Here is a 25,117-nt window from a genome sequence, read left to right as displayed (position 1 = left end):
ATGCCTACCACCTCAGTTATAGAAAGACCACATGCAATTTGTTTCAGTAGAAACGAATTGCTCTATGTATTTATCACAAGCGATACTAGCCCTGCTGGCTTATCTATACAAATTATCTTATTTTTTGGTGGGCAACAGTTTACGGCTAACCTTAAACCAGATAGTAATGGCAAAACTTACTTCTACATTAATGGCTATATAGATAGCTTTTTAAAGTACCAACTACCTAGCAATCAAAGTACGTTTATTACAGATGCTTATAGCGCACAATCGGTAGAGTTTTACATACATTACCGTGAAGTAACCGACGCAAGCACGCCTGCATATGTAACAAGCGAAGAAAGCAGCCATAAACGTGTGGCTTTTAATATGGGCATTATACGTGAAAAGTATAGCCGCAACAATTTTTTTGCAAACTACTTCGCTTACGAAAAACCTTGGCTTACTTGGCTACCTAGCGGTAGAACTGTAAGCCATAATCAGCAAATATTTTTAAGTACATTGATATTGCCACAGCACGCTGGTAAAATATTGCGATTAAGCATAGTGGCTACTGATATTTATGGTAATGACTATGTACGCAGCGATTATTTAGGTGAAGTGCCAAGTACTGGCTGGCTAAAGCATATTAACGTAAGCATGGCAGCCTTACAAATAGCTACGCTTACTAGCAACCCTATAGATTACTACCTAGTAAGCATTTACGAAAGTGGTACTAATGATGGTATAGTAAGCCAATACCAATTTTACGTAAGTTATGACCACCTATATAGCTATACCGATATACACTTTTTTAATAGCCTTGGTGGACTTGATAGCGTACGTGTAATTGGTGAGGTAGAAACCGCTTTGAATAAAGACTACACTGAAGTAGATAATGGTATAGATGTAAATGATTGGCTTGCTACTATAAAAAAAGCAGATACCAGCCATGTAGGCATTACTACTTACCAAAGCTATAAAGGTGATGTTGGTTTTTTAGAAGATGAAGCAGAGCAAGATGCTATGACTGAATTACTGATTAGTCGTAGCATTTGGCAATATGCAGATAGCCGTTGGCTACCTGTGATTAATTTACAAAAAAGCACAAGCCTACGATTAAGCACTGCTAAAACCTACAGCTTGCCTATAGAGTGGCGCACTGCTATTACCAACGAAGTATTTACGCCTAGCGATGTAAACCTTGGTATAGGTACTGATGTAGAAACTTACCCATAACAAATGCTAAGACTTTTAAGCAATAATATACCGATAGACCTGGCAAAAGGTAGTGCTGTAGAATTGCAGCGCCAAAGCCCTTTGTTTTACCTAAGCGAAAGCAGTGGTGAATATACCATGCCTGTTACCATTGCTTATAGTGCAAATAATGTAGCGTTAATTGGTGATCGATATTTTCAATACCCTATAAAAACGCAGCTACGCCTAGCGGTAGATGTGTACGATGGCTTAACGTATAAGTATAGCTGCACATTAGTGATTAATAAAAGCAATATTAATGAGCGCTTTAAAAGCAAAAGTACCTTAGAGGGTTTCTTGCTTGGTGGTATTTCTGTATTTGCCTTGCAAGCAAAAAATGTGTTGATGAAAGATTTAAAGTTTGGTGGTACACGTACCATAGTAAACTGCTACACACATTTAAAAGATACTTGGAATTATACTTACGATTACATTGCTGCACCCATACAAAACAATGAATGGCTAGCCACTACGTTTGATGGCATTATGAATAGCCTAGATAGTGATGGTAATTTTAAAACCAACCAACCAATAGCCATACAGCCAAAGCTTAGCTATGTATTGACGGCCATTTTTAGCGAATTTGGTTGGAAGCTTGATACCACTAACCTATCTGGTACCGATTGGGAAAAGCTAGTAGTATTTAATGCAGCCGCATTTACACCAAATGGCACTACACTATCATTAAACTTGGCAGATTGCTTTGATAAAGATTTGCTAGTGATAGATTTTGTGGTAGCTATTTGCTTACGCTATGGCTGGACGCTTTTGCCAAACAATGCAGCTAAAACCGTAACGCTTGTAGCACTAAAAACCGTAGGCTTAGGTGCTTATAAAGATGTAACTGCTTATGCAGCAAGCGAACTAGCAAGCGATTACAGCGCAGGCGAAATAGTGTATGGCTTTAAAAATACATTGCCAAGTAATGATGCTGCTGTAAGCAACCCTGAATTTACCAACTGGCTTTTTTTAAGCCCTGTGAATACTATTGCCGACCTGCCAAGTGGCGATTTGAGCAGCTACTATAATGTATTGGTATATGTATTTTCTGAAAATAAATACTATAAAGTAGATGGTACTGCTTGGGTAGTTTTTACCGATAATATTTACGATTATGAGCCAACCATACCAAGAGTAACTGGGCTAAACACTGCACCTACTATTAAAAACATAGAAACGGCTTGCAGTACCTTGCCTGTGTACAAAGTGCAATACCGTAGCAATGGTGGTACAGACTACTATGCACACCTACCTTATTGCAAGCAAAAGAATAGCGAAAAGTGGGGCATTCGTACGTTATTGTATTTAGGTTTGTGTGATGAAACGCTAGCTGATGGCACTACCATTGGTGCCATACAATACCCAATGCTAAGCAATTTATGTGTAGATAATTTGGGCAACTTTAAAGCCCAATGGAGTAATGTATTTAAGCACATCAACCCTATTGATAAAACCGATTACGGCATTATTGCCTTTTGGCATAATAGATGGCTAAGAAGTACCAATACACAAGCTACTGAAACCACTACGCTAAGCTTGCCACTATACGAACTAGCCAATATTAATTTTGAAACACCGCTATTGATAAATAGCATTAGCTACATACTAACGCAAATAGTAGAGCCAATACCGTTTTTAAATAAAATACAGGTAACGCTAAAGCGCTACTTACTACCGCAAGAAATACCTGTAGCACCACCAAATGGCACTATTTACTTACGCCTAGTATTTGATGCTGAAGAAACCATTGCCTACGATGCAGACTTACCAGCCTACCAACAAGTAGCTGCACCTAGTAGCGCACCTATTACTGAGTACAAAGTGAAGCGCTTAAAAATTTACGCCTTTGCTGATGCTGCCGCTACCATACCATTTAGAGCCGTAAACTTGCTTGTAAGCATTACACGCTATTACACCTACACACCAGGCTTAGGCTATACTGATAGCGATGCCACATTTGTTGAGCGCATGAATGGCACTAGCCAACAGTTTACCTACTTTCAAGATGATGTAACGCTGCCAGATGGCACGATAGTAACCGATAAAACACGTAGCTTACAAGTGTATGCAAGCAATGGGCTTACCATTGAAAATACCTACGCACTAGCACCTAGTGCTGCCTACGTGATTATATAACCGTCCTTTGTGTGGCGGATAAATGCAGGCAATTTTATGCCATGAAACTAGTTACCAATTGGCTTAATGGCGCAAGAAACTACCATGTAGGCGTGGCTATTTATAAAAGCCTTGGTAGCGATAAGCATGTACTTCATTTACTGCAAGGCCCTAAAACGCCTGTGGCAGAAAATGCGCTGCTACAAGCTATGCAGCAATTACTTACCAAGCCTGCACCAGCACCAGCAGCTAGCCCACTAGCAGAAATGCCTAGCAATACTGATGATGTGGTACTTAAAGCCCTGCATGATAAATGGCTGCACCCGTATAAAGAAATGCAGCACTTACGCAGCTTGCTACATAAGTACGGTAATGCCAATACTGAAGAAGCCATTAACTACCGCAAGCCTATTGCTTTTCAAATACTAGCACTAGAGCAGCGCATTATGAAAGTATGGGCAGAAAGGGCTTACTACTTAGAACATGGCACTTTGCCCGAAATAAAACCACCCATACAAGAAGTAATACCAAGCGACCCTTTGCAGCTTGCTAACCTGATAAGCAATTGCAAGCGAGATATAAGGCGCTTTAACAATAATCTAGCTAAAAACCCAAATGCTAAAGATGCCAAGCGCTTAGAAGATATGCTGGCACTACACTTACGCATTACGGGTCAACCTTACCAATTTAAACCGAAAGCAAATGGGCAAACCAAAGTTTAACCTACCACCATCGTTACTAAAAGAGGTGCAAGTATCGCTTACAGAAGATGATAATGTAGATATTATAAAAGCATGGTTTGTAAGCGGTGGCGAAGCGGTAACACTAAATCAAGTGCAAGCTGAATTGAAAGATAGAATTGAGTTTGCTGATGAACAATTGCGCTGCAATAATGGTAAGCTAGGGCGTGAGCAAATAAATGCCATTATACGTGAGCGCTTTAAGGTAACAAGGCGCAGTGCTGCCGATTATATACGCTATGCAGAAGACATTTTTAGCACTAGCAACCCACTAAACAAAGCAGCCTTAATAAGCCTACGAATAGAATTTGTAGAAAGGCAAATTGCTGAAGCGGTAGAACGTAAAGACTTTGAAACGGCTGCCATTTACGAAGCTATTTTATTAAAATACATAGTGGCTTATCCAGAACAAAAGCACAAGCCACAGAAACGTATGCAGGTATTTGTATTGCCTGGTAATGTGGCAGAAAATGGCTTAACGGCTGATGCTGCCTTTGAGATTTTAGATAATAAAATAGAAGAAGCGAGTAACCAATGAGCCTAGAAAAAAAAATCAAACTACTTCATAGCCAAGCACGCATTAAGCTTTGCAATGCGAATGTTTGCTACAACCTATGGCCAAGGGCTACAGGTAAAACATTTGCCGTAGGCGATAGAATAGAACACCTGAGCGAAGCGATGCCTTGCAGCCAAATATTACTGATGAGTGATAGCTATGACCGCATACACGATAGAATTTTGCCCAATATTCTCAACTACTTTATTAATGAAGCTGGTATGGTTGAGGGCGAAGATTTTGTGGTGCATAAAAAGCCACCTGAGCATTTTGACAAGCCGATAATACCGTTAAAGAAATACGACCATGTTACTAGCTTTCGCAATGGTATGGCTTTGTGTGAGGTAAGCGGTAAGGTAGAAGGTAGTGCTAATGCCTACAATGCACAAGCCTTAATTGTAGATGAAGCCAAGTATGTAAAAGAAGAAAATGTGGGTGAGGTATTGAATGCGTTACGTGGTGCTTATACACGCTTTGGCCACTTGTCAGAATACCGTAGCCATTGGTATTTTACTGATAAGTTTGGTGAGAATATTAAATGGCTGCTAAACAAAAAGAAGCTGTGTGATATGCAAACCGTAGAAGCGGTAATACGCCTACAGGTAGAACTACTGAAGGTAGAAAACCAAATGGCTATTGCTGAGAACGAAGGGCGCACCGGGGCTTATAATTACTACGAAAAAATAAAGCGGCAGTTTGATGCAAAGCTGACGGCTGTACGTAAGAACTTGGTGTATTACTGCGAGGGCTTACCCTATGAGAATATTGCCAACCTTGGCGAAAAGTATTACCGTGATTTAAGGCGTGACCTTGGCGATTTTCAGTATCGTGTAAGTGTAGAAAACCAAGACCCTGACCAAGTAGAAAACTGCTTTTACCCTGCGCTTGATAGGCTGCGTATGTATCACAAGCACATGGCAGATATAGAAGATAATGCACCATTGTTTGTAGCGCTAGATTATAACTGGCGTATCACGCCTATGGTAGTGGCGCAATATGGTAAGTTGCCTGGTAACGATTACCCTACCTTTAACATAGTGGCAGGCATACACACACTGCACCCTGATGGTGGTATAGAAGCTACGTGTAAAGAACTAGGGCAGATGTTTAAGTACAAGGTGAATAGAACGGTAGTGTTCTGTTACGATCATACAGCCATAGGCAAGCGAGCCGATAGCGAACCGTACCACGAAATGACTAAGAAGGCTCTATATGCTAATAGGTTTGATGTGATAGAGTTATACATAGGCAAGGCTGCTACACATGCATCAAGGTTTGAGCAGTTTAAAAAGGCGATGCAAAAGCAAGGTGTAGGTAGCTTAATGTTTAACGAAGCTAGATGTGAGTACTTACTAAAGAGTATGCAACAGGCTGGCACTATTACTAGCAGTGGCGAAACTAAAAAGGATAAGAGTAAAGAGAAGTTGCTAAGCTTTCCTGCTGAAGAAACCACTGACTATAGCGAGGCGTTTGATATACTATACACTGCCTACCTAAGCCACAACCTTGCTAACATGACTAGGCCGCAAGCTATTGGTGATGGCTTGGGCTTTAGATGATACTATTGTTTCATATTTCTGTAAAGAGCCTTTTGGCGGATGACTTGCGTATAGGGAACGAAGTTGTTGTTTGTGGGGCAAATATTTGCTTGGTTTTTTATTTGACCTTTTTTTAGCATTGCTATTGGCTTGCAGGTATTTTATTGTTCATATATATTAAATATATTGCTACTTTTTAGCGCTCAGCAAGTCTTTTAGCACTTGTATTTGGGCTTTTAGTTCAATAATTTCCTTGTCTTTTTCTTCGCATTTTTGGCATAATTGCTTGTAAAGCGTACCATCTTCTCTAAATAAATTTAATACATCAAGCGGCTTTATGGCTGCTTCTTTTTTTCTATCAATCTCATCTAACTTTTTGCCATACACATCGTAGAATTTATTTAAAAAATTCTCGCTTGGCAATTTTTTGCCACTAACAAACTGGCTTACTACTGATTTTGAAAAACCCATTGCCTCACTTAATTCAGCAATAGGGAAACGAAGATTTAACTTTTTTAATTCTTCTGAAAAGCTTATCCAGCGTGGATTTTGATTGATTTGCAACATAGTTGTAAAAATATTTTGGTGAAAAGTTTACCAATTGTTAACCAATTGTTTTACGTTTGTTCTACGATAGTGATATCAATAACGATATTAACGAAATAAAAGTATAAAAATTGTAGGACAAAATGGAAACTATCCCTAAACGAACTGTTACACAACTACAGAAGTTTGTACGCCTTAAACATGGCAACCTTAAAAAGGCAACAGAAATTACTGGTGTAAGTACAAGCACATTAAAAAACATTTTAAGAGGTTGCGCTGTAAGTTTAGATATTAAGGAAAAAATTGTTTCTAACTTAAAAAATCTAAACTAATGAAAACCACTTCGTTCAGCTCAAACCCAAATGGCAAACTTATCGCTAACAATTTTTCTACTATGCGTGCTTTTAATGTAGAAAAATACTTTGCTGGTGCAGAGCATGTAATTAACTACAAAGGGCAGGTGCTTGGCACTGCTAAAGTGTATGGTGCTTTAGAAGTAGATATTAACAACATCCCAGAAGTGTTTGCTTGGCTTGATGCAGGTATGGATCTAAATAGGTACACCAAAGTACTTAAAACCATGTACCCAAATGCTACCAAGCTGCATTATGTAGCTTACCATTGGGTAGCAAAAGATATTGAAGCCCATGCCAACCTTATTAATGCTTATTGGCAATCTGTTTTGCAAGATGCCGTAGAAGCTACTAACTATCAATTTCTTGCCCAATGACATTCATCAGCAACCCTACACCTGCGCAGTATTGGGATTTTAAAATAGCACTTGCCAAAGAATTGCTTACCCACCCAAACCCTGCTGTAGCACGTTTCAACCGCAATTTTTTAATCAACTTAAAATTGAAAGGCTATGCCACTAACAGCCATCGAGCAAAGCAAAATTTATCACAGGCTTGCAGCCATCACTAGTACTAGCCTAGTAGCTAATACTATTAAGCAAGCCCTACAAGAAAGACCTGTAAACTATGTAGCCCTTGCCACCATGGTAAAGGATCAAATAAAAGACAACCCACCTGTAATGATTACCATACTTGGTGCCGATACGGTGGTATTTTTTAAAAAGCTAAAACTTAACTAAGCCATGTACTACGCTATCATAGTTGCTGCCATTTTCTTATTTGTAATGCTCATTGCTTGGTTTGCCACAGGCACTAGCGAGCCATATAAATACGGTGGCAATAAAGACCCCAAGCAACAGCTTGACGATTGGCAAAACGATTTCTTCCCTAAGCATAACAAAAACTAGTTTTTTCATAGGGCTTTTGGTTTACGGTTAAAAAATGACAAGAACGGAAAGACGTACGGCGCTAGCATACCGCATGTAGTATGCTTCTTTTCTCAATTTCTTTTTTCATTCTTTTTTTTTATGCCAATCAATTATTTATAAATATTTTATTATGAGACCAAAAATTACAGATGAACTTATTGCCCAGCTACCAGAAGAAAAGCGTAAGGCAATAGCTGAAAAATTTGAAAAAACGCATGTTCTTATTAATTCTATTGAAGTTGATTTACTTGGTACTGATTTAGCAAGGAGCGCATTATTGCCTAACGGAAAATCGCCTACCCTTTGGTGCCATTTATACGATTTAAGTAAACGCTTTAACCCTACCACCAATGGCAATTAAACAACATTCAGTAGAACAAGTGCGCAGCGCTGCCGACCTTACCGAACTAGTAGGCCGCTACACCACTGTAAAGCAACGCAAAGCCTGCTGTCCCTTTCACAATGAGAAAAGCCCAAGCTTTAGCATTATGCATGGTAATGACCGCTACAAATGCTTTGGCTGTGGCAAAAGTGGCGATGCTTTTAACCTTATTATGGAAAAGGAAAACAAAACCTTTTACGAAGCCGTAGAATGGTTGGCAAGCCTGTACCATATTACCCTAGAGTACAATCAAGCAGCGCAGCAAATAACCCAAGAGCAGAAAGACCTTAAAACTGAGTGCCTGGCATCGGTAAAATGGGCTGCTGAAAGGTACACTAAAGCCTTGCAAGCCCTACCAGCCGAGGCTGATGTATTGCAATACCTCAATAGCCGTGGCTACAATGCACACCGCTTAGCCCATTGGGATATTGGTTTTGCACCAGCAGATAATAAATTTCTTACCACACCTTTAATTAATGCAGGCAAGCATGGCCCAAGTGTAGAAATAGGTTTGGTAAATGTAAAAGAAGGCGTTACTAAAGATTTCTTCTACAACCGCATCATCATACCTATACACGATGTTAATGGCATCATCGTTGGCTTGGCTGGCCGCCAAGTACCTAGCGGCAATAAAGAAGCCGATAAAAAATACCCCAAATACCTCAACCCTAAAGAAAGTATCATATACCACAAAGCCAAGCTATGGTATGGGCTTTGGCAGGCAAAGGCAGCCATTAAGCAAATGGGCTACTGCTACATTACCGAGGGCTATATGGATGTACAAGCCATGCACGATGCAGGGCTATGCAATACCGTAGCCGCTTGCGGTACCGAGGTAGATATTTTGCAGTTGAAAATGCTTAAACACTACACCAACCACCTAGTACTTGCCTTTGATGGTGATGGCGCAGGCACTAAAAAAATGGATAAGCTAATAGACAACTGCCTGAAACTAGATTTTAAAACCCAAGTACTTAACCTACCACAAGGCCAAGACCCTGATGAGTTTATTAGAAGTCAAAATTTATTGGTAGCGTAAAAAGATTTTTCATTAACCAAAATAAATACCAAGTATGAACGAGTTTATTGTTTTTTATGAGCATAGCGAATATGGCTATTATTCTTCTACAGTTGATGATGCCAATGACATTTTTGAAGCATTAGAATGGTTTAAACAAAACCATGCCTACGAGAAAGTATATGGCATAATGCAGGTTAGATAACTTCTTATTCTTTGACCCGGTGCTGGTACAAAACCACGGTACGAAAAGCCAGCACCATTTTTCTAAACAACTAATTACATGAGCAATAGCAAAGCCACCTTACTGCAAGACATTATCAGCTTTGGCAAAAACAAAATTTGCTATGGTAGAGCAGGTGAAACCGTCACCATCACTAATAAGCGCAGCGATGATGTGTGGATAGTAAAAAATAGCAAGCAAATAGTATTTGCCGTAAAGCCATCACAAGTAAAAGAGCAAACCAATGAACCAAAAGCATCTTAACCCCACCTTACCAAAAGGGCTTTCTACGCTAGACCAAATGCGTCGCAACCAATGCACTGCACGTAGGCTTAACGAGCAAGAAAGTTTGGATATTCTAAATGCTACCATAGCAGTATTGGCTTTGCAAGATTTTTTGCAAAAGCTAGAACGTACTAGCATGTACAAGCATGATATTAAAAAGAATGCCAAAGCCTTGTTTAAAAGCCTGGATAGTATTTCACTAGTAGCAGGTGCAGAGTTGCTAGGCAACGATGAAATTGAAGACTCGATGGCTGAAATTATTGCCAACAGGGTAGATTTTATCAATAGGCTTAGCCAGCTACACCCAGAGCAATGGCAAATTGCTAGCTACATATTACGCTGGGCCGAAAATCCCAACAGCTATTTTTTCAGAGCCATTTCTGCCCTATGCATTCAGCAAGATGCAGAAGATGCAAAAAACAAACCACAATGCTAGAAGATTTATATAAACCCAACTGCATACGCACCTACACAGGCTTATACATGAATGTATTTGACCCCACACCAGAAATGATTTGCATAGAAGATATTGCCCATGCACTTAGCCATCAATGTAGGTTTAGTGGGCATACTAAGCAGTTTTATTCTGTAGCGCAACATAGTTACCATGTAGCAGCATTAGTACCTAAATAGTTTGTGCTGCAAGCATTAATGCACGATGCAAGCGAGGCATATTTAATGGATATACCTACACCTATAAAAGCACATTTACCAGATTACAAAGCCATAGAAAATAATCTGATGAAAGTGATTGCTGCCAAGTTTGGCTTTGATTATCCACTAAGCAAAGCAGTAAAAGAAGCAGATACTTTAATGCTTAGGCACGAATGGGCTGCTATCATGCTAGGGCGCAAAGTTTTTCCTATATGGGAAAACCTTACTAGTGCTAAGGCTAAAAGTGTGTTTTTAGAGTGCTTTCACCTGATTGATTAATTTTTTCATTATGCACATTGTACCAGAGTTATCAAAAGAAGAAGAACAATTTGTAGCTTTAATATCCTCAATCATTATTTCATCAGCAAAAACTAAAGCACAAAGCCATGAACAAAACAGCCATTCGCTACCTGAGAATAAGCACCGACAAGCAGAGCCACTTCAGCATCAAGGGGCAGGATATGCGCACCTTAGAGTGGTGCCAGCGCAATAATGTAACCATTATAGATACGTTTATAGATAATGGCGAAAGCGCAAGAACGCTAGATAGACCAGATTTTAATAAGCTATTGGCATTTATAAAAAAGTACCACAAGCAGGTAGATTACCTAGTAGTACAAGAGTTTGACCGCTTTAGCCGCAACGCAGGCGAAGCAATGGTAATGATAAAAGACCTGCAAAAAACCTACAAAATACAAGTAGTAGGTGTAAATGAAGGCATCACGTTTGACTATAACACACCTGGTAGTTTGTTTCGCACAGGCTTGCAACTGCTACTTGCAGAAGATGATAATATACGTAGGGCTGGCAAAATAAACGCTGGTATTTACACAGCCAAAGTACGTGATGGGCGCTACATAGGTGCAGCACCATTTGGCTATACCAAGCAGCGCAATGCTAATAATGTACCTATTATGGTTATCAACCCACCACAGGCTGCTATTGTGCGCTACATCTTCAATGCTTTCTTGGCAGATACACCTATGCAAGTAATTGCGCAAACGGCTTTTAAAATGGGTATGCCACAGCGTAGCCACAGCATTATTCGCAAAATGCTTACCCGACATGCCTATACAGGTTTGCTTACGGTAAATGCCTACCAAAACAACCCTGCCAAAATAGTAGAAGCAGCCCACGAGCCTATTATTAGCCGCACACAATGGCTAGAGGTACAGGCAAAGCTGAGCAAAGGCACGGTAAAGCAATTGCTAAACGAGAATTTTCCGCTACGTGGCGTGTTAAAATGCCATTGTGGTAAAGCCGTAACCGGTGCAGCAAGTAGTGGTAAGTATGGGCGCAAGTTTAACTACTACAAATGCCACGGCCCTAAGCATTTAAACCTTAGTGCCACCAAAGCGCATGATCAGTTGCAACAAGTGTTTACTTATTTAAGCATACCAAAGCGCTTAATTACCGCTATTGTAAGCAAAGTAGAAATAGACCTAAAAGCCACCGAGCAAGAAGCCATAGTGCAGCAAAAGCAACTAAAAAAAGATTTAGAAAAGTGCTTGCAGCAAATAACTAGCGTAGAAGAAAAGTTTATTAATAACCAATTGAATAGCGATAGCTATAACCGTTGGCAAAAAGAACTAACCAACCAGCGCCTAGCCATCACAGCACAACTAGAAGCCCTAACCAATCAGCAAACACATTTATTTAATACCGTAAAAGACGAATTAATGAGCCTCAGCAACTTAAATAGCATATACAACCAAGCCAATTTACAGCAAAAACAACAGTTCATCAAGCTAGTGTTCGACAGCCGTTTATACTATTCTAACAATACCTATCGAACACCGTACTTACTACCAATCTTTACACATAACACATTGATACTAAAAGAAAAAGGGCTACTCATCATAGACGAGCAACCCTTTAAAAACGGTGAAAATTTGGGTGGTGGAGCTGAGGGGAGTCGAACCCCTGTCCAAACAAATCCGCCATAAGTCTTCTACATGCTTAGTTCATTATTAATTGTCGAGATAAAACCGGGAGTGAACAAACCAATTTCATCCTTAGCTGAATTCCCGATAGCTATCGGGACTATTTGCTTCAGTCACAGCCTTCTGAAACAGCATCCTGTGTTTAGTTTGAGTCGGCGGCGGAACTTGGTAACAGAACAACCTGTTCGGCGGCCCGAATGGTTACTTAATCACTGATTAAGCAGCCATGGCATACTGTGTATTGCCATTTGAGTTTTGAATATTCAGATTTAAGTGCTAATTATCCAACGCACTGCATGCTTATACCTACAAAGAACTTTGCTGTCGAAACCAGTACAGCCCCATTTAAACTAGACTTACCAAGTTTTAAAAACTTGGTAAGTCTAGTTTAAAATCAGTGGGCAAAAATAGGTACAAATTTCTTTCTACACTAATCAATCATTACCTACTTTCAACGCCTATAACATTTACTATGCCTGCAACTACCTATCAGCAATATTTACAAGCACACACAGCTACTTTACAAGCCTTACAAAAAACTAAAACAAAGTTTGCTTGGCTTAGGTTTATCACAGTTGTTTTCACAGCTATTGGTGCCTTCAAAGGCTTTGAAACTGACATATTATTTGGCATCATTGCAATTATCCTTGGCATTAGTATTTTTTTATTCTTTATTGCTAAAGATGTTGCCAATAACAAAGCCATCAATCATACCAAGACACTCATTGATATCAACCATCAAGAGTTGGCTATACTGAACCACCAATATCTTCACAGAGACTCTGGTGAGCAATTTGCGCAGCCTACCCATTCTTATACTAACGATTTAGACATATTTGGCAAAGCATCTTTATTTCAATACATCAATCGCTGCAATACCGAACAAGGCAAAGCACTATTAGCAGATAATTTACAAAAAGTCATTACCAAAAAAGCAATACAAAATAGGCAATCTGCTATTAAAGCACTGCAACAACAAACACAATGGCAGCAGCAGTTTGAAGCCATTAGTCTACAATCACCAATAACAATTAATACAGAACAGAAAATCAACCAATGGTTACAAACCGATGAACAACATTTACAAGCCGACTATTGGAAAATACTATTGCCATTGTATGGCATTTTTACCACTACTTGCGTGATACTTTATGCTATTGATATTCTATCAACAGCTATATTCTCAGGTATCCTTATACTGTGTTTGGTATTTGCTTTTGCGCAAAGTAAAAAAGTAATGGCATCATATACCTTACTTAACAATATTGTAAAAGAATTAACCGTAGCAGAACAATTAATTACCACCATAGAGCAATCGAATTTTGAAGTAGCTGCATTAAAAAGTTTACAATCACAGCTCAATATTAATAACATAAAAGCATCAAAAGCTATTAATGAATTGAAGCAAATTCTTAACCGCTTTGATGTAAGATTAAACGTGTATTTATTTCTTGCATTAAACACCTTATTCCTATGGGATATTTGGCAAATAAGAGCACTAAACAAATGGAAAGCAACTCATAAACAGCATGTAAAAACATGGTTTGAAGTGATTGCAGAGATGGAAGTAATCAATACGCTAGCAGTGCTAGCATTCAACCACCCAAATTGGTGTGTACCAACGATTACTGATACACATTTTATATTTAGCGCTAACAAACTTGGTCATCCACTGATTGTAGATGATAAGTGTATCACCAATAACTTTACAACAACTGGCTCAGCCAATATTACCCTTATTACAGGTAGTAATATGGCTGGCAAAAGTACTTTTTTGAGAAGTATTGGTTGTAACACCGTACTAGCATTAATGGGCAGTGTTGTATGCGCTGAAAGCTTTACTACATCACACATTCGCTTAATGAGTAGTATGCGCATTGCTGATAATTTAGCCGAAAACACCTCTACTTTTTATGCAGAATTAAAAAAGCTACAAAGCATTATTGAAGCTGTTAACAACCACGAAAAACTCTTTATTTTACTAGATGAAATTTTACGTGGTACCAACTCTTTAGATAGACATACAGGTAGTAAGGCATTAATACAACAACTTATCAAACAAAATGCTGTAGCCATACTAGCCACACACGATGTAGAACTAGCAAAAGAAGCAAATAATCATCCACAAAACATTACTAATTACCATTTTGATGTACAAGTAGCTAATGATGAATTGTACTTTGATTACAAACTGAAAGACGGCATTTGTAAAAGCCTAAATGCGTCTATTTTAATGCGCAAAATAGGTATTGATATGGAAGCTTAATTCAGGTGAGTCCTATCTCTTGCAAAAAATATTCAAAAATTATTGTATCCAAATCATTCTAGTTTAAAAAAAGTTACAATAAGTTGATTTAATGTTTTACACAGTATAAACTCACTTCACTAGCTCATTGGCATCTAGGCCGATATTCGTTAAAACTTCCGCTATCCTTGCTTTATCAGCTTCTTGCCTGTTTTGGCTTAACTTAAACACATGCTGTATATCAGTTAGCACTATCTCAAAAGCTACAATAGCTTTCATATTATCAGCTATATATTTTTCATCCATATGCTTTACTGCAGCAGGACTGTCGTTTGTGCCTTCAAAATGATTGGTCAATTTTACTAATACTTCATACAAACCTTTATCATCTAGAAATTTAATAATACCTTTTGCATGTACTGCTTTATAATTCCAAGTACTTGCTACGTGTTTATTGTTGTACCAACTAGCACTTATATAAGCATTTTCACCACTAAAAATAGCCAGTACATGTGGGTTTTCTGCAAAAGCAAGGGTATGATTTTGCTTGCGCATAGCATGAGCCAATAAAATTACTTCACCATCTCTTTCTTCCAGCAATATTGGTAAATGTGTAGCTACTGGCATATTATTTTCATCAATACCACAAAGCGTAATAAAAGGATGCGCTTTCATAAAAGCCAATACTTCTTGGTCGCTTTCAGCTTTAAAATGTTTAAGATGGTACATACACTAGCTTAGAATTTGTAGTTTAAATGAGTCAATCATCAAATAAAAAAGTTTCCATCAAAACTAATAATGCTTCAATGGAAACTTCAAAATTATTTACACAACAAAAAACTTACGCCGTCACTTCTATCATCTTTGTTTTAGGCACATTGGCATTGCGCATGGCAATATTTCTTACGGCAGTAGCAGTCACATCTCTAAATGCTTGTTGAGACAAGGTATCCGTACCAACCATTGCAGGCACGCCTGCATCGCCACCCTCTCTGATACTTTGTACCAAAGGCACTTGACCTAAAAATGGCAAGTCGTATTCGTCAGCTAAGCGCTTACCACCTTCCTTACCAAACAAATAATATTTATTATTTGGTAATTCTTCTGGTGTGAAGTAAGCCATATTTTCTACTAGCCCTATAATTGGCACATTTATTTGCGCTTGGGCAAACATCGCAATACCTTTTTTTGCGTCTGCAAGGGCTACAGCTTGTGGCGTAGTTACTATTACCACACCCGTCACAGGCACTGTCTGCATCAACGTGAGGTGAATATCACCTGTACCTGGCGGCATATCTATTACCAAATAATCTAATTCGCTCCAATCAACATCGGTTACAAATTGCTTAATGGCGCTGCTTGCCATTGGACCACGCCAAACCACGGCATTTCTTTCATCCACCAACAAGCCAATGCTCATCAATTTAATACCGTATTTTTCCAAAGGGATAATCACGCCTTTACCGTTTACGTCTTTCATCATGGGTCTTTCGCCACGTACACCAAACATAATTGGCACACTTGGCCCATAAATATCAGCATCCATCAAGCCTACACTCGCACCACCTTCTGCCAATGCTAAAGCCAAATTAGCCGATACCGTACTTTTACCTACACCACCTTTGCCACTTACTACTGCAATGATGTTTTTTACACCACCCAATACTTGTTGCGCATCTTTTCGATTGCTTGTTGTATTTGACGTAAAACTGACCGTCACAACCGCTTCCTTGTTCACCAATAATTTCACTGCATTCTCGCTTGCCTTACGCATCATGTCTTTCATTGGGCAAGCAGGTGTGGTTAAAATAATGGTAAAAGCTACATTGTTACCATCAATTTTGATATCCTTCACCATATTTAGCGTCACCAAATCTTTACCTAAATCCGGCTCTTGTACATTACTCAAAGCTTGTAGTATCGCTGCTTCTGTCATCACGCAAGTTTTTGTTAAAAAAGATAATAGGTAGCAAAATTAGCGGCTCACCGCTTTACTTTGTTGCGAAATGCAAAAGCTTATCAACAAAAATTGCCTAGCCCTGTTTTGTATTTTAGTAGAAACTTCCGTAATTTTATACCGCATGAAACAAAGTATACGCATCATTTTGTTGTTGGTTAGCCTTGCCACTATCACAACTATTAAAGCGCAGCAAACACAGCCATCAAAAGATTCTGTGATTCAACTATTTGGTGTGGTTATGACAGCCGATAGCTTACGTGGTGTACCTTCTGCGAGTGTGGTTGTTTTAGGTAAAGGTCGAGGTACCATTACAAATAACGATGGTATTTTCTCAATTGCGGTGCTTAAAGGCGACAGAATTATGTTTTCATCTATTGGCTTCAAAGAAAAAATCATCGATATTCCTACCAACCTTACCGACAATCAATATAGTGTCATTCAATTATTAGTAAACGATACCACTTATTTACCTGCCACGATTTTAAAACCAAGACCATCACGTGAACAGTTTGAGCGTGACTTCGTAAATACCCGTGTACCAGATGATGCCTACGAAATTGCACGACAAAATACCAACGAAGCTGCACGCAGAATTTTGCTTGCAACTTTACCTGCCGATGGTAAAGAAGCTGTAAATTACCAACTGCGTCAGCAAGCAACTAAGGCTTATTACGCAGGCCAAACTGCCCCAATGAATATTCTTAATCCATTTGCATGGGCAGATTTTATTAAAGCATGGAAAAGAGGAGACTTCAAGAGCAAACAATAATAGCAAAATTGTCAACAGCGTATTAGCCTGAGATGCTAATATTTTAAAGTAATATTTATTTATAAAAAATTTATACAACCAGATTTAGTACTCATATGCCGCTGTTCTATCACCACGCTATGATAGCCTGCTATATACATTTTTACTTATATATAATTTTACCTAAGCAAACCTATAAAGGACTTTTCTATACCTACTTAGTAAAAGATAAACCCTTACTTTAGAGTCATGATTCAACAATGGCTTAATTGGCGCACTATATTAGGATTAGTTGCGGTATTTATTATAAGTGGTACTATTTTGTACTCCCAATTCTTAGCCAAAAAAATAGCCATACAAGAGCGTAAAAATGTAGAAATATTGGTTGAGGCCCAACACACTATCCTAAATGCGTCAGATACTGCGAGCATTAACTTAGCCACAAAAATAGCTAGCGAAAATAAAAGTATTCCTATTATAGAAACCAACGAAAAAGATAGCCTTACTTATAACTATTTAAATCTCGATACCATAGCTATCAAGCAAGATAAAAATTATCTTGCCACAACATTAGAAACATTTAAAGCTTACGCACCACCTGTAATACTCGTTATAAAAGAAAAGCCATATACCGCTAATAAATACTATTATGGCGAAAGTCAATTACTGAAAGAAGTAAAATATTATCCCATAGTACAGCTTGTTATAGTAGCCTTATTTATCATCATTTTAGTAATGGCGCAACGAGCCAATTTTAAAAGTACACAAAATCAAATATGGGCAGGCCTGGCAAAAGAAACGGCTCACCAGTTAGGTACACCTGTAAGCAGTTTACAAGGCTGGATAGAAATGATGCGAGATATTGAAGGCAATGAAAAAATTGTACCTGAAATTGAAAAAGATGTACAACGTTTACTATTGATTACCGACCGTTTTGGTAAAATAGGTAGTATACCAAACCTTGAAGAAAAAAATATCATTGAGCAGGTGCAAAACATGATAGACTACATAAAAAAACGTGCTAGTGGCAAAGTAATATTTGAACTTGAAGCTTTTGATGAAACCAATATTCCTTCGCTTATTTGTCCGCCATTGTTCGATTGGGTGATTGAAAACTTGCTTAAAAATGCCCTTGATGCGATAGAAGGCAAAGGCAAAATAGCTGTTAGTATTAAAGATACTGCTTCACAAATAATTATAGATGTTTCAGATACAGGAAAAGGCATTACAAAAGCCAATATCGCCAAAGTATTTAAGCCAGGTTTTTCAACAAAAAAACGTGGTTGGGGTCTTGGTTTAACACTTACCAAACGCATTATAGAACAATATCATAAGGGACAAATATTTGTTCTACATAGCGAAGTGAACAAAGGCACGACTTTCAGAGTCATATTAAACAAATAATCTTTGAAAATAACGCAGATTGAATGACGTTACACTGATTTTTTCACTTCAGAATTCCTGCCAATAGAGTAATTGTAAATAATTCGTGAGCTGCAATTAAAGTAATTTCTGTATCATTGCTTCAGAATATAGCTTACAATGATTTTTCTCCGTCAGAATTTAGATTTATTAGCGCACCCCAGATACTAAGGCAATTTGTTTGCCATTGGTTGCAAAGTTATTTTATTGAATAACTTACTAACTACTAACGATTTCCAATTTTATATTTTACTCCTGATAGCTATCGGGATCACTTCTCACAATCCACGTTTATGAACACGCATACTTTATCTGAGCGTAGCTCTTATTATTTACATTTAGAAGAACAATTTGGTGCACACAATTACCACCCTTTACCAGTAGTGCTTGACCGTGGTGAGGGTGTCTTTTTGTACGATGTGGATGGCAAACGTTATTACGATTTTTTAAGTGGTTATTCTGCTGTCAATCAAGGGCATTGTCACCCGAAAATAATAGCCGCCTTAACCACACAAGCCAGTAAGCTAACCCTCACCAGCCGTGCTTTTCACAACAATTTACTAGGTGAATATTCAAAGTTTATTACGAGCTATTTTGGTTACGACAAAGTGCTGCCAATGAATACCGGCGTGGAAGGTGGTGAAACGGCCATTAAATTGGCAAGACGCTGGGCTTACGATAGAAAAGGTGTTCTAGAAAATCAAGCAAAAATCATTTTTGCGGAAGGAAATTTTTGGGGCAGAACACTTGCAGCCATTTCATCCTCTACCGACCCAAGTAGTTATAAGGGATTTGGGCCCTTTATGCCCGGTTTTGGTTTAGTTCCTTACAACGATATTGCTGCTTTAGAAGCTGCTTTACAAGACAGTAATGTGGCAGCATTTATGGTAGAACCTATACAAGGTGAAGCTGGTGTAGTATTGCCAGATGATGGTTATTTACAACAAGTGAGAGCACTTTGTACAAAATACAATGTGTTGTTTATTGCCGATGAAATTCAAACGGGGCTTTGTAGAACAGGTAAATTATTAGCCTGCGATTATGAAGCCGTAAGACCAGATATTTTAATATTGGGCAAAGCATTAAGCGGTGGAACCATGCCTGTAGCAGCCATACTTGCGGATGATGACATCATGCTAAATATTAAGCCAGGTGAACATGGTAGCACATACGGTGGTAATCCTTTGGCTTGTGCAGTTGCGATGGCTTCTTTGCAAGTATTAAAAGATGAACAAATGGCTGAAAACGCAACAGCTATGGGCATTTTATTAAGAGCGGAATTAGCAAAAATTCAATCGCCTTTAATAAAAACCATCAGAGGTAGAGGTTTATTAAATGCCATTGTAATTCAACATGAAAACCCGGAAGCAGCTTGGGATATTTGCCTTGCGATGAAAGACAATGGCTTGCTTGCAAAACCTACGCATGGAGATAAAATTCGCTTTGCGCCACCGTTAATTATTAATAAAGAGCAGGTGTTAGAAAGCGTAGAAATAATAGCTAAATCACTAAAAGGATTTTAAGTTGCTGCTGAAAGTTCGAAACGAGCTTACTGATAGCTATCGGTAGTGCGACGCAACAGAAACTCAATAGTAGTCAAAGCGCTGGCTGAATAGAAATAAAACAGTATTGGTTTGCCTTTTAAAAAGGCAAACCAATACCTAATTGAAAGGCATAATTTTTAATTTTTACACCATTCAATCTTGTATCCGTCCATTCAAAATTTCTGAAATCAGTCCAGCCATTGTTGGCTACTCTAGCCGGATCTTTGAGCTTGTAGGCAAAATCTACCCGTATTAAAAAGAAAGAAAAATCTAAGCGCACACCTGTACCCACGCCTATTGCTAAATCTCGTCCAAAGTTTTTGAGGCTTAAAGTAGCATCTGCATTATTGGGATCTTGCCGAATATTCCACACATTACCAATATCTGCAAATAAAGCACTGCCCACTTTTACACCAGCAATAGTGGCTAATAAAAAACGATATTCTGTATTGAATTCAAGGTTAAAATCGCCAAATCTATCCGTATAACCTGAGGTACTTGTATCTGCACTGAGCGAAGAACCAAGCCCTAACTGACGAAGTCCCCATGCCCGCATACTATTGGGGCCACCTACGAAATATTGTTTGAAAACAGGAATGGTTTGTCCATTTTTAGGCAAAGCAGCACCTACAAAAGCCCTCAAAGCCAACTCATCTTTGGTGTATTTTTTTAAGTAGCGATACTCGCCTTCAAGCTTTAAATATGAAAATATTTGATCGCTTATATTGGGTAAAAAACTTGTAAGCAAACCACTTTCCTCGGCAAATAATCTGATATTATGAATCTTAGATTTATCGTCGCCACTAAACAATATATTTTTTGCCAAACTTACCCCAACTACATTCCCATTTCTGAAGGAATTGCGCAAAAAAGGATTGTCCTTGAATAACTGAATTAACCCAGCCAAAGTATCTACCTTATACAATTCTATATTAGGAAAGCGAAACTGCGTAGAGACATTACCCTTGGTATAATCAAAGCCAAAATTGAGGTTCAACGAACGTAGTTGATAATAATCAATGCGATTGGTATAAGACCCTTGCGCACTGAAAATGGTTTTCTTATTATCAAGATTATTAATCTTATCGTTCAGCCATTTCCAGTTTTTAAATGGCTGAATAATTCTGGGGAAACTATAACTGTGAGATACTGTTAACTGTTGGGTTTGCACAAAAGGCTTTGGCGCAGCATTCGCTACTTGCTTATCAATATTGAACTCAAAGCCAAACCTTGCTTGTGTTATCGATTGTATGGCTTGTTTCCATACGTTTCTATTTTTATAAGTTAAATTAGTTGCTAGGCCCAATAAATTGCCCGAACCTATGTCACCAGTGTTTCTACTACCTTCAAAATCTATTCCCCAACTTTGTTTTGGTGCTGGCAATAAAAAAAAGTGAATATCAATACTGTCTGTATTTGGTCGCACAACGGCTTTTGCGTCTACTTGCTTCCAAGACCCAATTTGATTGAGTTTATTAATGCTTTTGTAATAGGCGTTTTCATCATATAATCCGCCACGAGACAAATAAGTGTGTTCGCGCAAAGGCCTAAATCCAAACTTGTCTTCATCAAAGCGCATAACGCCATTTTTATAAACAGACGTTTTGAAGTTTTTTCTTGCTATCAAGGAATCGGCATTGTAATACACATTTTTAATATCTGGGTAATAGTACAAATTACCTATATGATATTGCTTCAATTTTAGCGTATCATTGCTGTTTTTTAGCATTATTGTAAAGCGCCATTTGGGGTCTTCTTTACGAGCTTTGGCAGCTTCATTGATAAGTTGTACCTGCGCTAATGGATCGATTGAAAGCGTTAATAATTTAGTATCTAAAGTATCTGCAAGCGCATAAATATCTTCTCTATTTAAATTATAATACCCATTGCTTCGATATAAGTATGCCAATCTATCCAACTCATCACTTACTAATTGCTTGGAGTAAGGATTACCTTTTTTCAACAAACTATACGTTGCTTGTGCCAATGTAATATTTTGCAAGGTTGAGTCTATTGGCTTGTGTAAGGTATCTATCATGGCAAAGCCTACTGAATCGATTGTTATACGTTTACCCACATCTATCAAAAACTCAATATTGGTTCGCAATTGTACCATTGGTACACGCTTGCTTAAAATGCCGCTGATTCTTTCTTTTACATGAACAGAATCGATGGTTACCGAATCTTTAAACGTGGCATAGTAATAGCCTTGGGAGTTTAAATAGGCGTTCATGAATCCACGACTGCGGCTTATATTGGCGCTATCGTAAACGGGTGGCGTTTTTAAACGATATATAAAGCCAAATTGCTGTACTTTTCTAGCTTTCAAACTATCATCCCAATAATTATCAAGTTCTAATGTTAGCCGTTTTTTCTCATCTTTACCCACGTTATTTTTAAGCGATATTTTGTTTGAGAAAACAAAAGGTTTGTCTATAGGAAATTCTTTCACACTACTGCAAGCAGCAAATAGTAAGGTGATACCGACTAAACCAAGTATTTTTTGACGCGAAATGCTGTTGCTAACAAAAATCATAAATGATGCTAAGTAAGAATGAAGTCAAATATATTCAAAGTTTGTACCACAAAAAGCAAAGACAGCAAGAAGGCTTGTTTATTGCCGAAGGTCCGAAGCTAGTAAACGAACTGCTAACAAGTGATTTTACCATTAACACTATTTACGCTACTGAACAATGGCAAGCCAATAATTCAGCCAAACAGGTAGAAATTATTACCATCACTGAGCAAGAATTAGCCCGGATTAGTAACTTACAAAGCCCTAATCAGGTACTGGCAATTGTTAAACAACAAGTAGCCAATACTGCAGCAAATTTTTCAAACGGCCTTAGTTTGGTATTGGACGGTATTCAAGATCCAGGTAATTTAGGTACCATTATTCGCATTGCAGATTGGTTTGGTATCACACAAATTATTTGCAGTTTAGATACAGTGGAATTGTACAACCCTAAAGTGATTCAAAGTACTATGGGTAGTTTTTTACGTACCAAATTGTGGTATCAAGACCTTGCTACCACGCTTACAACAGCTCAAGTACCTGTATTTGGCGCCTTGCTTGCGGGCAAATCTATTTACCAAATACAAAAGCCAACAGCAGGTATTTTGGTAATAGGCAGCGAAGGCAATGGCATTAGTAATGACTTATTACCATTTATTTCTCACCCAGTAACCATCCCAAGAATTGGTGGCGCTGAAAGCCTCAATGCAGCAGTAGCAACAGGTATTATTGTATCGCATTTAATCGTCTAAACTGGGATTTGGAAGGAAGGATTTTTTGGATTTGCAGAATAATGCCATCAACGCTTAAATCCCTTTAATCAATTTAATCCTATCAAATCAAGGTTCAGACAGATAGCTTACCTAAACTGTATCGCTTTTACAGGCTTAATATTTTTTACGATGAGGGTTGGAATAATGAGCGCTAAAAAGCATACCACCGCAGCTACCAAACATACCGTGGCTACTTGCCACCAAATAATATGAATGGGCGCATACGCAACATAGTACAAGGCTTCGTCCATATGAATAAAATGCGTAGATTGTTGCAGCAAGCAAAGCCCCACCCCTATCAGTAAGCCCAAACCTATTCCTGCCAAAGAAATAAAACTAGCATAGTACAAAAATATCTCCTGAATAGCGGTATTGGTAGCGCCGATAGCTTTCAATATACCAATCATGCGGGTACGTTCTAGTACCAATATCAGCAGGCAAGTAACCAAATTGATAATGGCCACAATACCCATAATAATAAACACCACATACTTATTGGTGTCTTGCACATTTAGCCAATCGAAAATATTAGGATAGGTTTCTTTGATGGTTCTACTTAGCCATTCGGTAGGCAGTTGGTCTTTTAGTTGCGCATTAAACGCATTCATTTTTGAGTAATCGCTCATCAATATTTCATAACCACCTATTTGGTTGGGCTGCCAGTTGTTCAAACGTTGAATTAATCGCAAATCGCCAACAGCAAATATTTTATCATACTCTTCTATACCAGTGTTAAAAATACCTACTACCACTAGCTTTCTAGCAGCATTGGCAATACTTGCGTCTTGCGATATAAAATGAATTTTAATCGTATCGTTTACCGCTATTTGCAAGGCTTTAGCCATAGGCATAGAGACGATAATCTCCTTCGCATAGCTACTATCTCCAAAGTGTAGCCATCGACCTTGCTTTAAAAATTGACGAAACGTGACACTGTCGTAGTTTGCTTCCACACCTTTAAACAAGACGCCTTCTATTTCTTTATTTTTTTCTAGCACCGCACTTTTGGTGGCAAAAGCTTGCACAGATCTAAAGAAGAGTTGTTGGCTTATGATGCGTAACACGGTGTCATTTTTGTCGATAGGTGTTTCTTCGCTAATGAGATTTTTAGCATTAGAATAATGCTGTACCCTTACATGTCCCCAAAAACTAAATACCTTTTCGCTTACGGTTTTTTCAAAGCCATTTACAAAAGCCAAAGTCATAATCATAGCAGCCACACTTAAAGCCGTAGCAGCAATAGATAAGCGAATAATAAAGCGAGAAAAAGATTGCTGTTGGTTAAAAGCAATCCGCTTTGCAATAGTAATAGCAATACTCAAAATAGTGGGATTATTTAGTGGCTAAAACTACAAATGTTTTGGATGTTGTGGGTTGTAAAAAGCTACAAAT

28 protein-coding genes and 1 other RNA gene are annotated in these 25,117 nt (G+C 38.3%); 23 read left to right on the top strand and 6 right to left on the bottom strand.

Annotated features, from left to right (window positions below; translation table 11 throughout):
• Genes ACFOW1_RS01605 through ACFOW1_RS01585 form a run of 5 tightly spaced genes read left to right on the top strand, consistent with a single transcriptional unit; the run spans position 1 to position 6,206 of the window.
• Positions 1-1,218, top strand: coding sequence for a hypothetical protein (locus tag ACFOW1_RS01605; RefSeq protein WP_379011813.1), 1,218 nt, complete (start codon positions 1-3; stop codon positions 1,216-1,218).
• 3 nt (positions 1,219-1,221) lie between these two features.
• Positions 1,222-3,372, top strand: coding sequence for a hypothetical protein (locus ACFOW1_RS01600; protein ID WP_379011811.1), 2,151 nt, complete (start codon positions 1,222-1,224; stop codon positions 3,370-3,372).
• Between the two features lie 41 nt (positions 3,373-3,413).
• Positions 3,414-4,073 carry a hypothetical protein gene (locus ACFOW1_RS01595; RefSeq protein WP_379011810.1) on the top strand — a complete coding sequence of 220 codons (660 nt, stop codon included), beginning with the start codon at positions 3,414-3,416 and terminating at the stop codon, positions 4,071-4,073.
• Positions 4,054-4,629, top strand: coding sequence for a hypothetical protein (locus ACFOW1_RS01590; protein WP_379011807.1), 576 nt, complete (start codon positions 4,054-4,056; stop codon positions 4,627-4,629). The genes ACFOW1_RS01595 and ACFOW1_RS01590 overlap by 20 nt, the downstream gene beginning before the upstream one ends.
• A complete protein-coding gene (locus ACFOW1_RS01585) occupies positions 4,626-6,206 on the top strand; it encodes a hypothetical protein (protein ID WP_379011806.1) in 1,581 nt (526 codons plus the stop codon). Before ACFOW1_RS01590 ends, ACFOW1_RS01585 begins: the two co-directional genes overlap by 4 nt.
• A gap of 168 nt (positions 6,207-6,374) precedes the next feature.
• Here ACFOW1_RS01585 and ACFOW1_RS01580 read toward each other — a convergent pair whose 3' ends face one another.
• On the bottom strand, positions 6,375-6,752 hold the full coding sequence (locus ACFOW1_RS01580) for a helix-turn-helix domain-containing protein (protein ID WP_379011804.1): 378 nt from the start codon (positions 6,750-6,752) through the stop codon (positions 6,375-6,377).
• 122 nt (positions 6,753-6,874) lie between these two features.
• Between ACFOW1_RS01580 and ACFOW1_RS01575 the strand changes: the two genes are divergently transcribed.
• The 13 genes from ACFOW1_RS01575 (at position 6,875) to ACFOW1_RS01515 (ending at position 12,521) form a co-directional block, all read left to right on the top strand.
• Positions 6,875-7,063: a hypothetical protein gene (locus ACFOW1_RS01575; protein WP_379011801.1), complete on the top strand. Its 189-nt coding sequence runs from the start codon at positions 6,875-6,877 to the stop codon at positions 7,061-7,063.
• Complete coding sequence (locus ACFOW1_RS01570; protein ID WP_379011800.1) at positions 7,063-7,461, top strand: hypothetical protein; 399 nt, start codon at positions 7,063-7,065, stop codon at positions 7,459-7,461. The genes ACFOW1_RS01575 and ACFOW1_RS01570 overlap by 1 nt, the downstream gene beginning before the upstream one ends.
• A 135-nt stretch (positions 7,462-7,596) precedes the next feature.
• Positions 7,597-7,824, top strand: a complete 228-nt coding sequence (locus tag ACFOW1_RS01565) for a hypothetical protein (RefSeq protein WP_379011799.1) — start codon at positions 7,597-7,599, stop codon at positions 7,822-7,824.
• Positions 7,825-7,827: 3 nt separating this feature from the next.
• Entirely contained in the window at positions 7,828-7,992 is a 165-nt protein-coding gene (locus ACFOW1_RS01560; RefSeq protein WP_379011798.1) for a hypothetical protein, read from the top strand.
• A 151-nt stretch (positions 7,993-8,143) separates the two neighbouring features.
• Positions 8,144-8,374, top strand: a complete 231-nt coding sequence (locus ACFOW1_RS01555) for a hypothetical protein (protein ID WP_379011796.1) — start codon at positions 8,144-8,146, stop codon at positions 8,372-8,374.
• The gene (gene dnaG / locus ACFOW1_RS01550; RefSeq protein WP_379011793.1) at positions 8,364-9,434 is read left to right on the top strand and encodes a DNA primase; all 1,071 of its coding nucleotides are present in this window, start codon (positions 8,364-8,366) and stop codon (positions 9,432-9,434) included. The genes ACFOW1_RS01555 and dnaG overlap by 11 nt, the downstream gene beginning before the upstream one ends.
• A 34-nt stretch (positions 9,435-9,468) precedes the next feature.
• Complete coding sequence (locus ACFOW1_RS01545; RefSeq protein WP_379011791.1) at positions 9,469-9,618, top strand: hypothetical protein; 150 nt, start codon at positions 9,469-9,471, stop codon at positions 9,616-9,618.
• Positions 9,619-9,696: 78 nt separating this feature from the next.
• Positions 9,697-9,900: a hypothetical protein gene (locus ACFOW1_RS01540; RefSeq protein WP_379011790.1), complete on the top strand. Its 204-nt coding sequence runs from the start codon at positions 9,697-9,699 to the stop codon at positions 9,898-9,900.
• Positions 9,881-10,357 (top strand): hypothetical protein, encoded by a 477-nt coding sequence (locus ACFOW1_RS01535; RefSeq protein WP_379011788.1) that lies wholly within the window; start codon positions 9,881-9,883, stop codon positions 10,355-10,357. The genes ACFOW1_RS01540 and ACFOW1_RS01535 overlap by 20 nt, the downstream gene beginning before the upstream one ends.
• Positions 10,351-10,554 (top strand): hypothetical protein, encoded by a 204-nt coding sequence (locus ACFOW1_RS01530; RefSeq protein WP_379011787.1) that lies wholly within the window; start codon positions 10,351-10,353, stop codon positions 10,552-10,554. Before ACFOW1_RS01535 ends, ACFOW1_RS01530 begins: the two co-directional genes overlap by 7 nt.
• 3 nt (positions 10,555-10,557) lie before the next feature.
• Positions 10,558-10,854, top strand: coding sequence for a hypothetical protein (locus ACFOW1_RS01525; protein WP_379011785.1), 297 nt, complete (start codon positions 10,558-10,560; stop codon positions 10,852-10,854).
• A gap of 10 nt (positions 10,855-10,864) precedes the next feature.
• Positions 10,865-11,068 carry a hypothetical protein gene (locus ACFOW1_RS01520; RefSeq protein ID WP_379012369.1) on the top strand — a complete coding sequence of 68 codons (204 nt, stop codon included), beginning with the start codon at positions 10,865-10,867 and terminating at the stop codon, positions 11,066-11,068.
• Positions 10,977-12,521: a recombinase family protein gene (locus ACFOW1_RS01515; protein ID WP_379012368.1), complete on the top strand. Its 1,545-nt coding sequence runs from the start codon at positions 10,977-10,979 to the stop codon at positions 12,519-12,521. Before ACFOW1_RS01520 ends, ACFOW1_RS01515 begins: the two co-directional genes overlap by 92 nt.
• Here the strand turns inward: ACFOW1_RS01515 and ssrA are convergent.
• Positions 12,473-12,861, bottom strand: a transfer-messenger RNA (tmRNA) gene (gene ssrA / locus ACFOW1_RS01510). The genes ACFOW1_RS01515 and ssrA overlap by 49 nt on opposite strands.
• A gap of 129 nt (positions 12,862-12,990) precedes the next feature.
• On the opposite strand from ssrA, the gene ACFOW1_RS01505 reads away from it, so the two are divergent.
• Positions 12,991-14,784, top strand: a complete 1,794-nt coding sequence (locus ACFOW1_RS01505; protein WP_379011784.1) for a MutS-related protein — start codon at positions 12,991-12,993, stop codon at positions 14,782-14,784.
• A 111-nt stretch (positions 14,785-14,895) separates the two neighbouring features.
• On the opposite strand, the gene ACFOW1_RS01500 is transcribed toward ACFOW1_RS01505, so the two are convergent.
• Together ACFOW1_RS01500 and ACFOW1_RS01495 are read right to left on the bottom strand one after the other, a co-directional pair.
• A complete protein-coding gene (locus tag ACFOW1_RS01500) occupies positions 14,896-15,492 on the bottom strand; it encodes an FMN-binding negative transcriptional regulator (RefSeq protein WP_379011782.1) in 597 nt (198 codons plus the stop codon).
• 112 nt (positions 15,493-15,604) lie between these two features.
• Positions 15,605-16,699 carry an Mrp/NBP35 family ATP-binding protein gene (locus ACFOW1_RS01495; RefSeq protein WP_379011781.1) on the bottom strand — a complete coding sequence of 365 codons (1,095 nt, stop codon included), beginning with the start codon at positions 16,697-16,699 and terminating at the stop codon, positions 15,605-15,607.
• Positions 16,700-16,844: 145 nt separating this feature from the next.
• Between ACFOW1_RS01495 and ACFOW1_RS01490 the strand changes: the two genes are divergently transcribed.
• The 3 genes from ACFOW1_RS01490 to rocD all read left to right on the top strand — a co-directional run bounded on the left by ACFOW1_RS01490 (position 16,845) and on the right by rocD (position 20,416).
• Complete coding sequence (locus ACFOW1_RS01490; protein ID WP_379011779.1) at positions 16,845-17,492, top strand: carboxypeptidase-like regulatory domain-containing protein; 648 nt, start codon at positions 16,845-16,847, stop codon at positions 17,490-17,492.
• Between the two features lie 228 nt (positions 17,493-17,720).
• Positions 17,721-18,875, top strand: coding sequence for a sensor histidine kinase (locus tag ACFOW1_RS01485; RefSeq protein WP_379011778.1), 1,155 nt, complete (start codon positions 17,721-17,723; stop codon positions 18,873-18,875).
• 311 nt (positions 18,876-19,186) lie between these two features.
• Positions 19,187-20,416, top strand: a complete 1,230-nt coding sequence (gene rocD, locus ACFOW1_RS01480) for an ornithine--oxo-acid transaminase (RefSeq protein ID WP_379011776.1) — start codon at positions 19,187-19,189, stop codon at positions 20,414-20,416.
• Positions 20,417-20,534: 118 nt separating this feature from the next.
• Here rocD and ACFOW1_RS01475 read toward each other — a convergent pair whose 3' ends face one another.
• Positions 20,535-22,973 carry a BamA/TamA family outer membrane protein gene (locus ACFOW1_RS01475; protein WP_379011775.1) on the bottom strand — a complete coding sequence of 813 codons (2,439 nt, stop codon included), beginning with the start codon at positions 22,971-22,973 and terminating at the stop codon, positions 20,535-20,537.
• A gap of 2 nt (positions 22,974-22,975) precedes the next feature.
• Between ACFOW1_RS01475 and ACFOW1_RS01470 the strand changes: the two genes are divergently transcribed.
• A complete protein-coding gene (locus tag ACFOW1_RS01470) occupies positions 22,976-23,704 on the top strand; it encodes a TrmH family RNA methyltransferase (RefSeq protein WP_379011773.1) in 729 nt (242 codons plus the stop codon).
• Between the two features lie 107 nt (positions 23,705-23,811).
• Here the strand turns inward: ACFOW1_RS01470 and ACFOW1_RS01465 are convergent, their stop codons facing one another.
• Positions 23,812-25,047: an ABC transporter permease gene (locus tag ACFOW1_RS01465; protein WP_379011770.1), complete on the bottom strand. Its 1,236-nt coding sequence runs from the start codon at positions 25,045-25,047 to the stop codon at positions 23,812-23,814.
• Positions 25,048-25,117 lie beyond the last annotated feature (70 nt).

This window comes from Parasediminibacterium paludis, from assembly GCF_042651445.1.
Classification (GTDB): Bacteria; Bacteroidota; Bacteroidia; order Chitinophagales; family Chitinophagaceae; genus Parasediminibacterium; species Parasediminibacterium paludis.
Note: the sequence above shows the minus strand (reverse complement) of the source record. Positions and strands in the feature narration are given on the sequence as shown.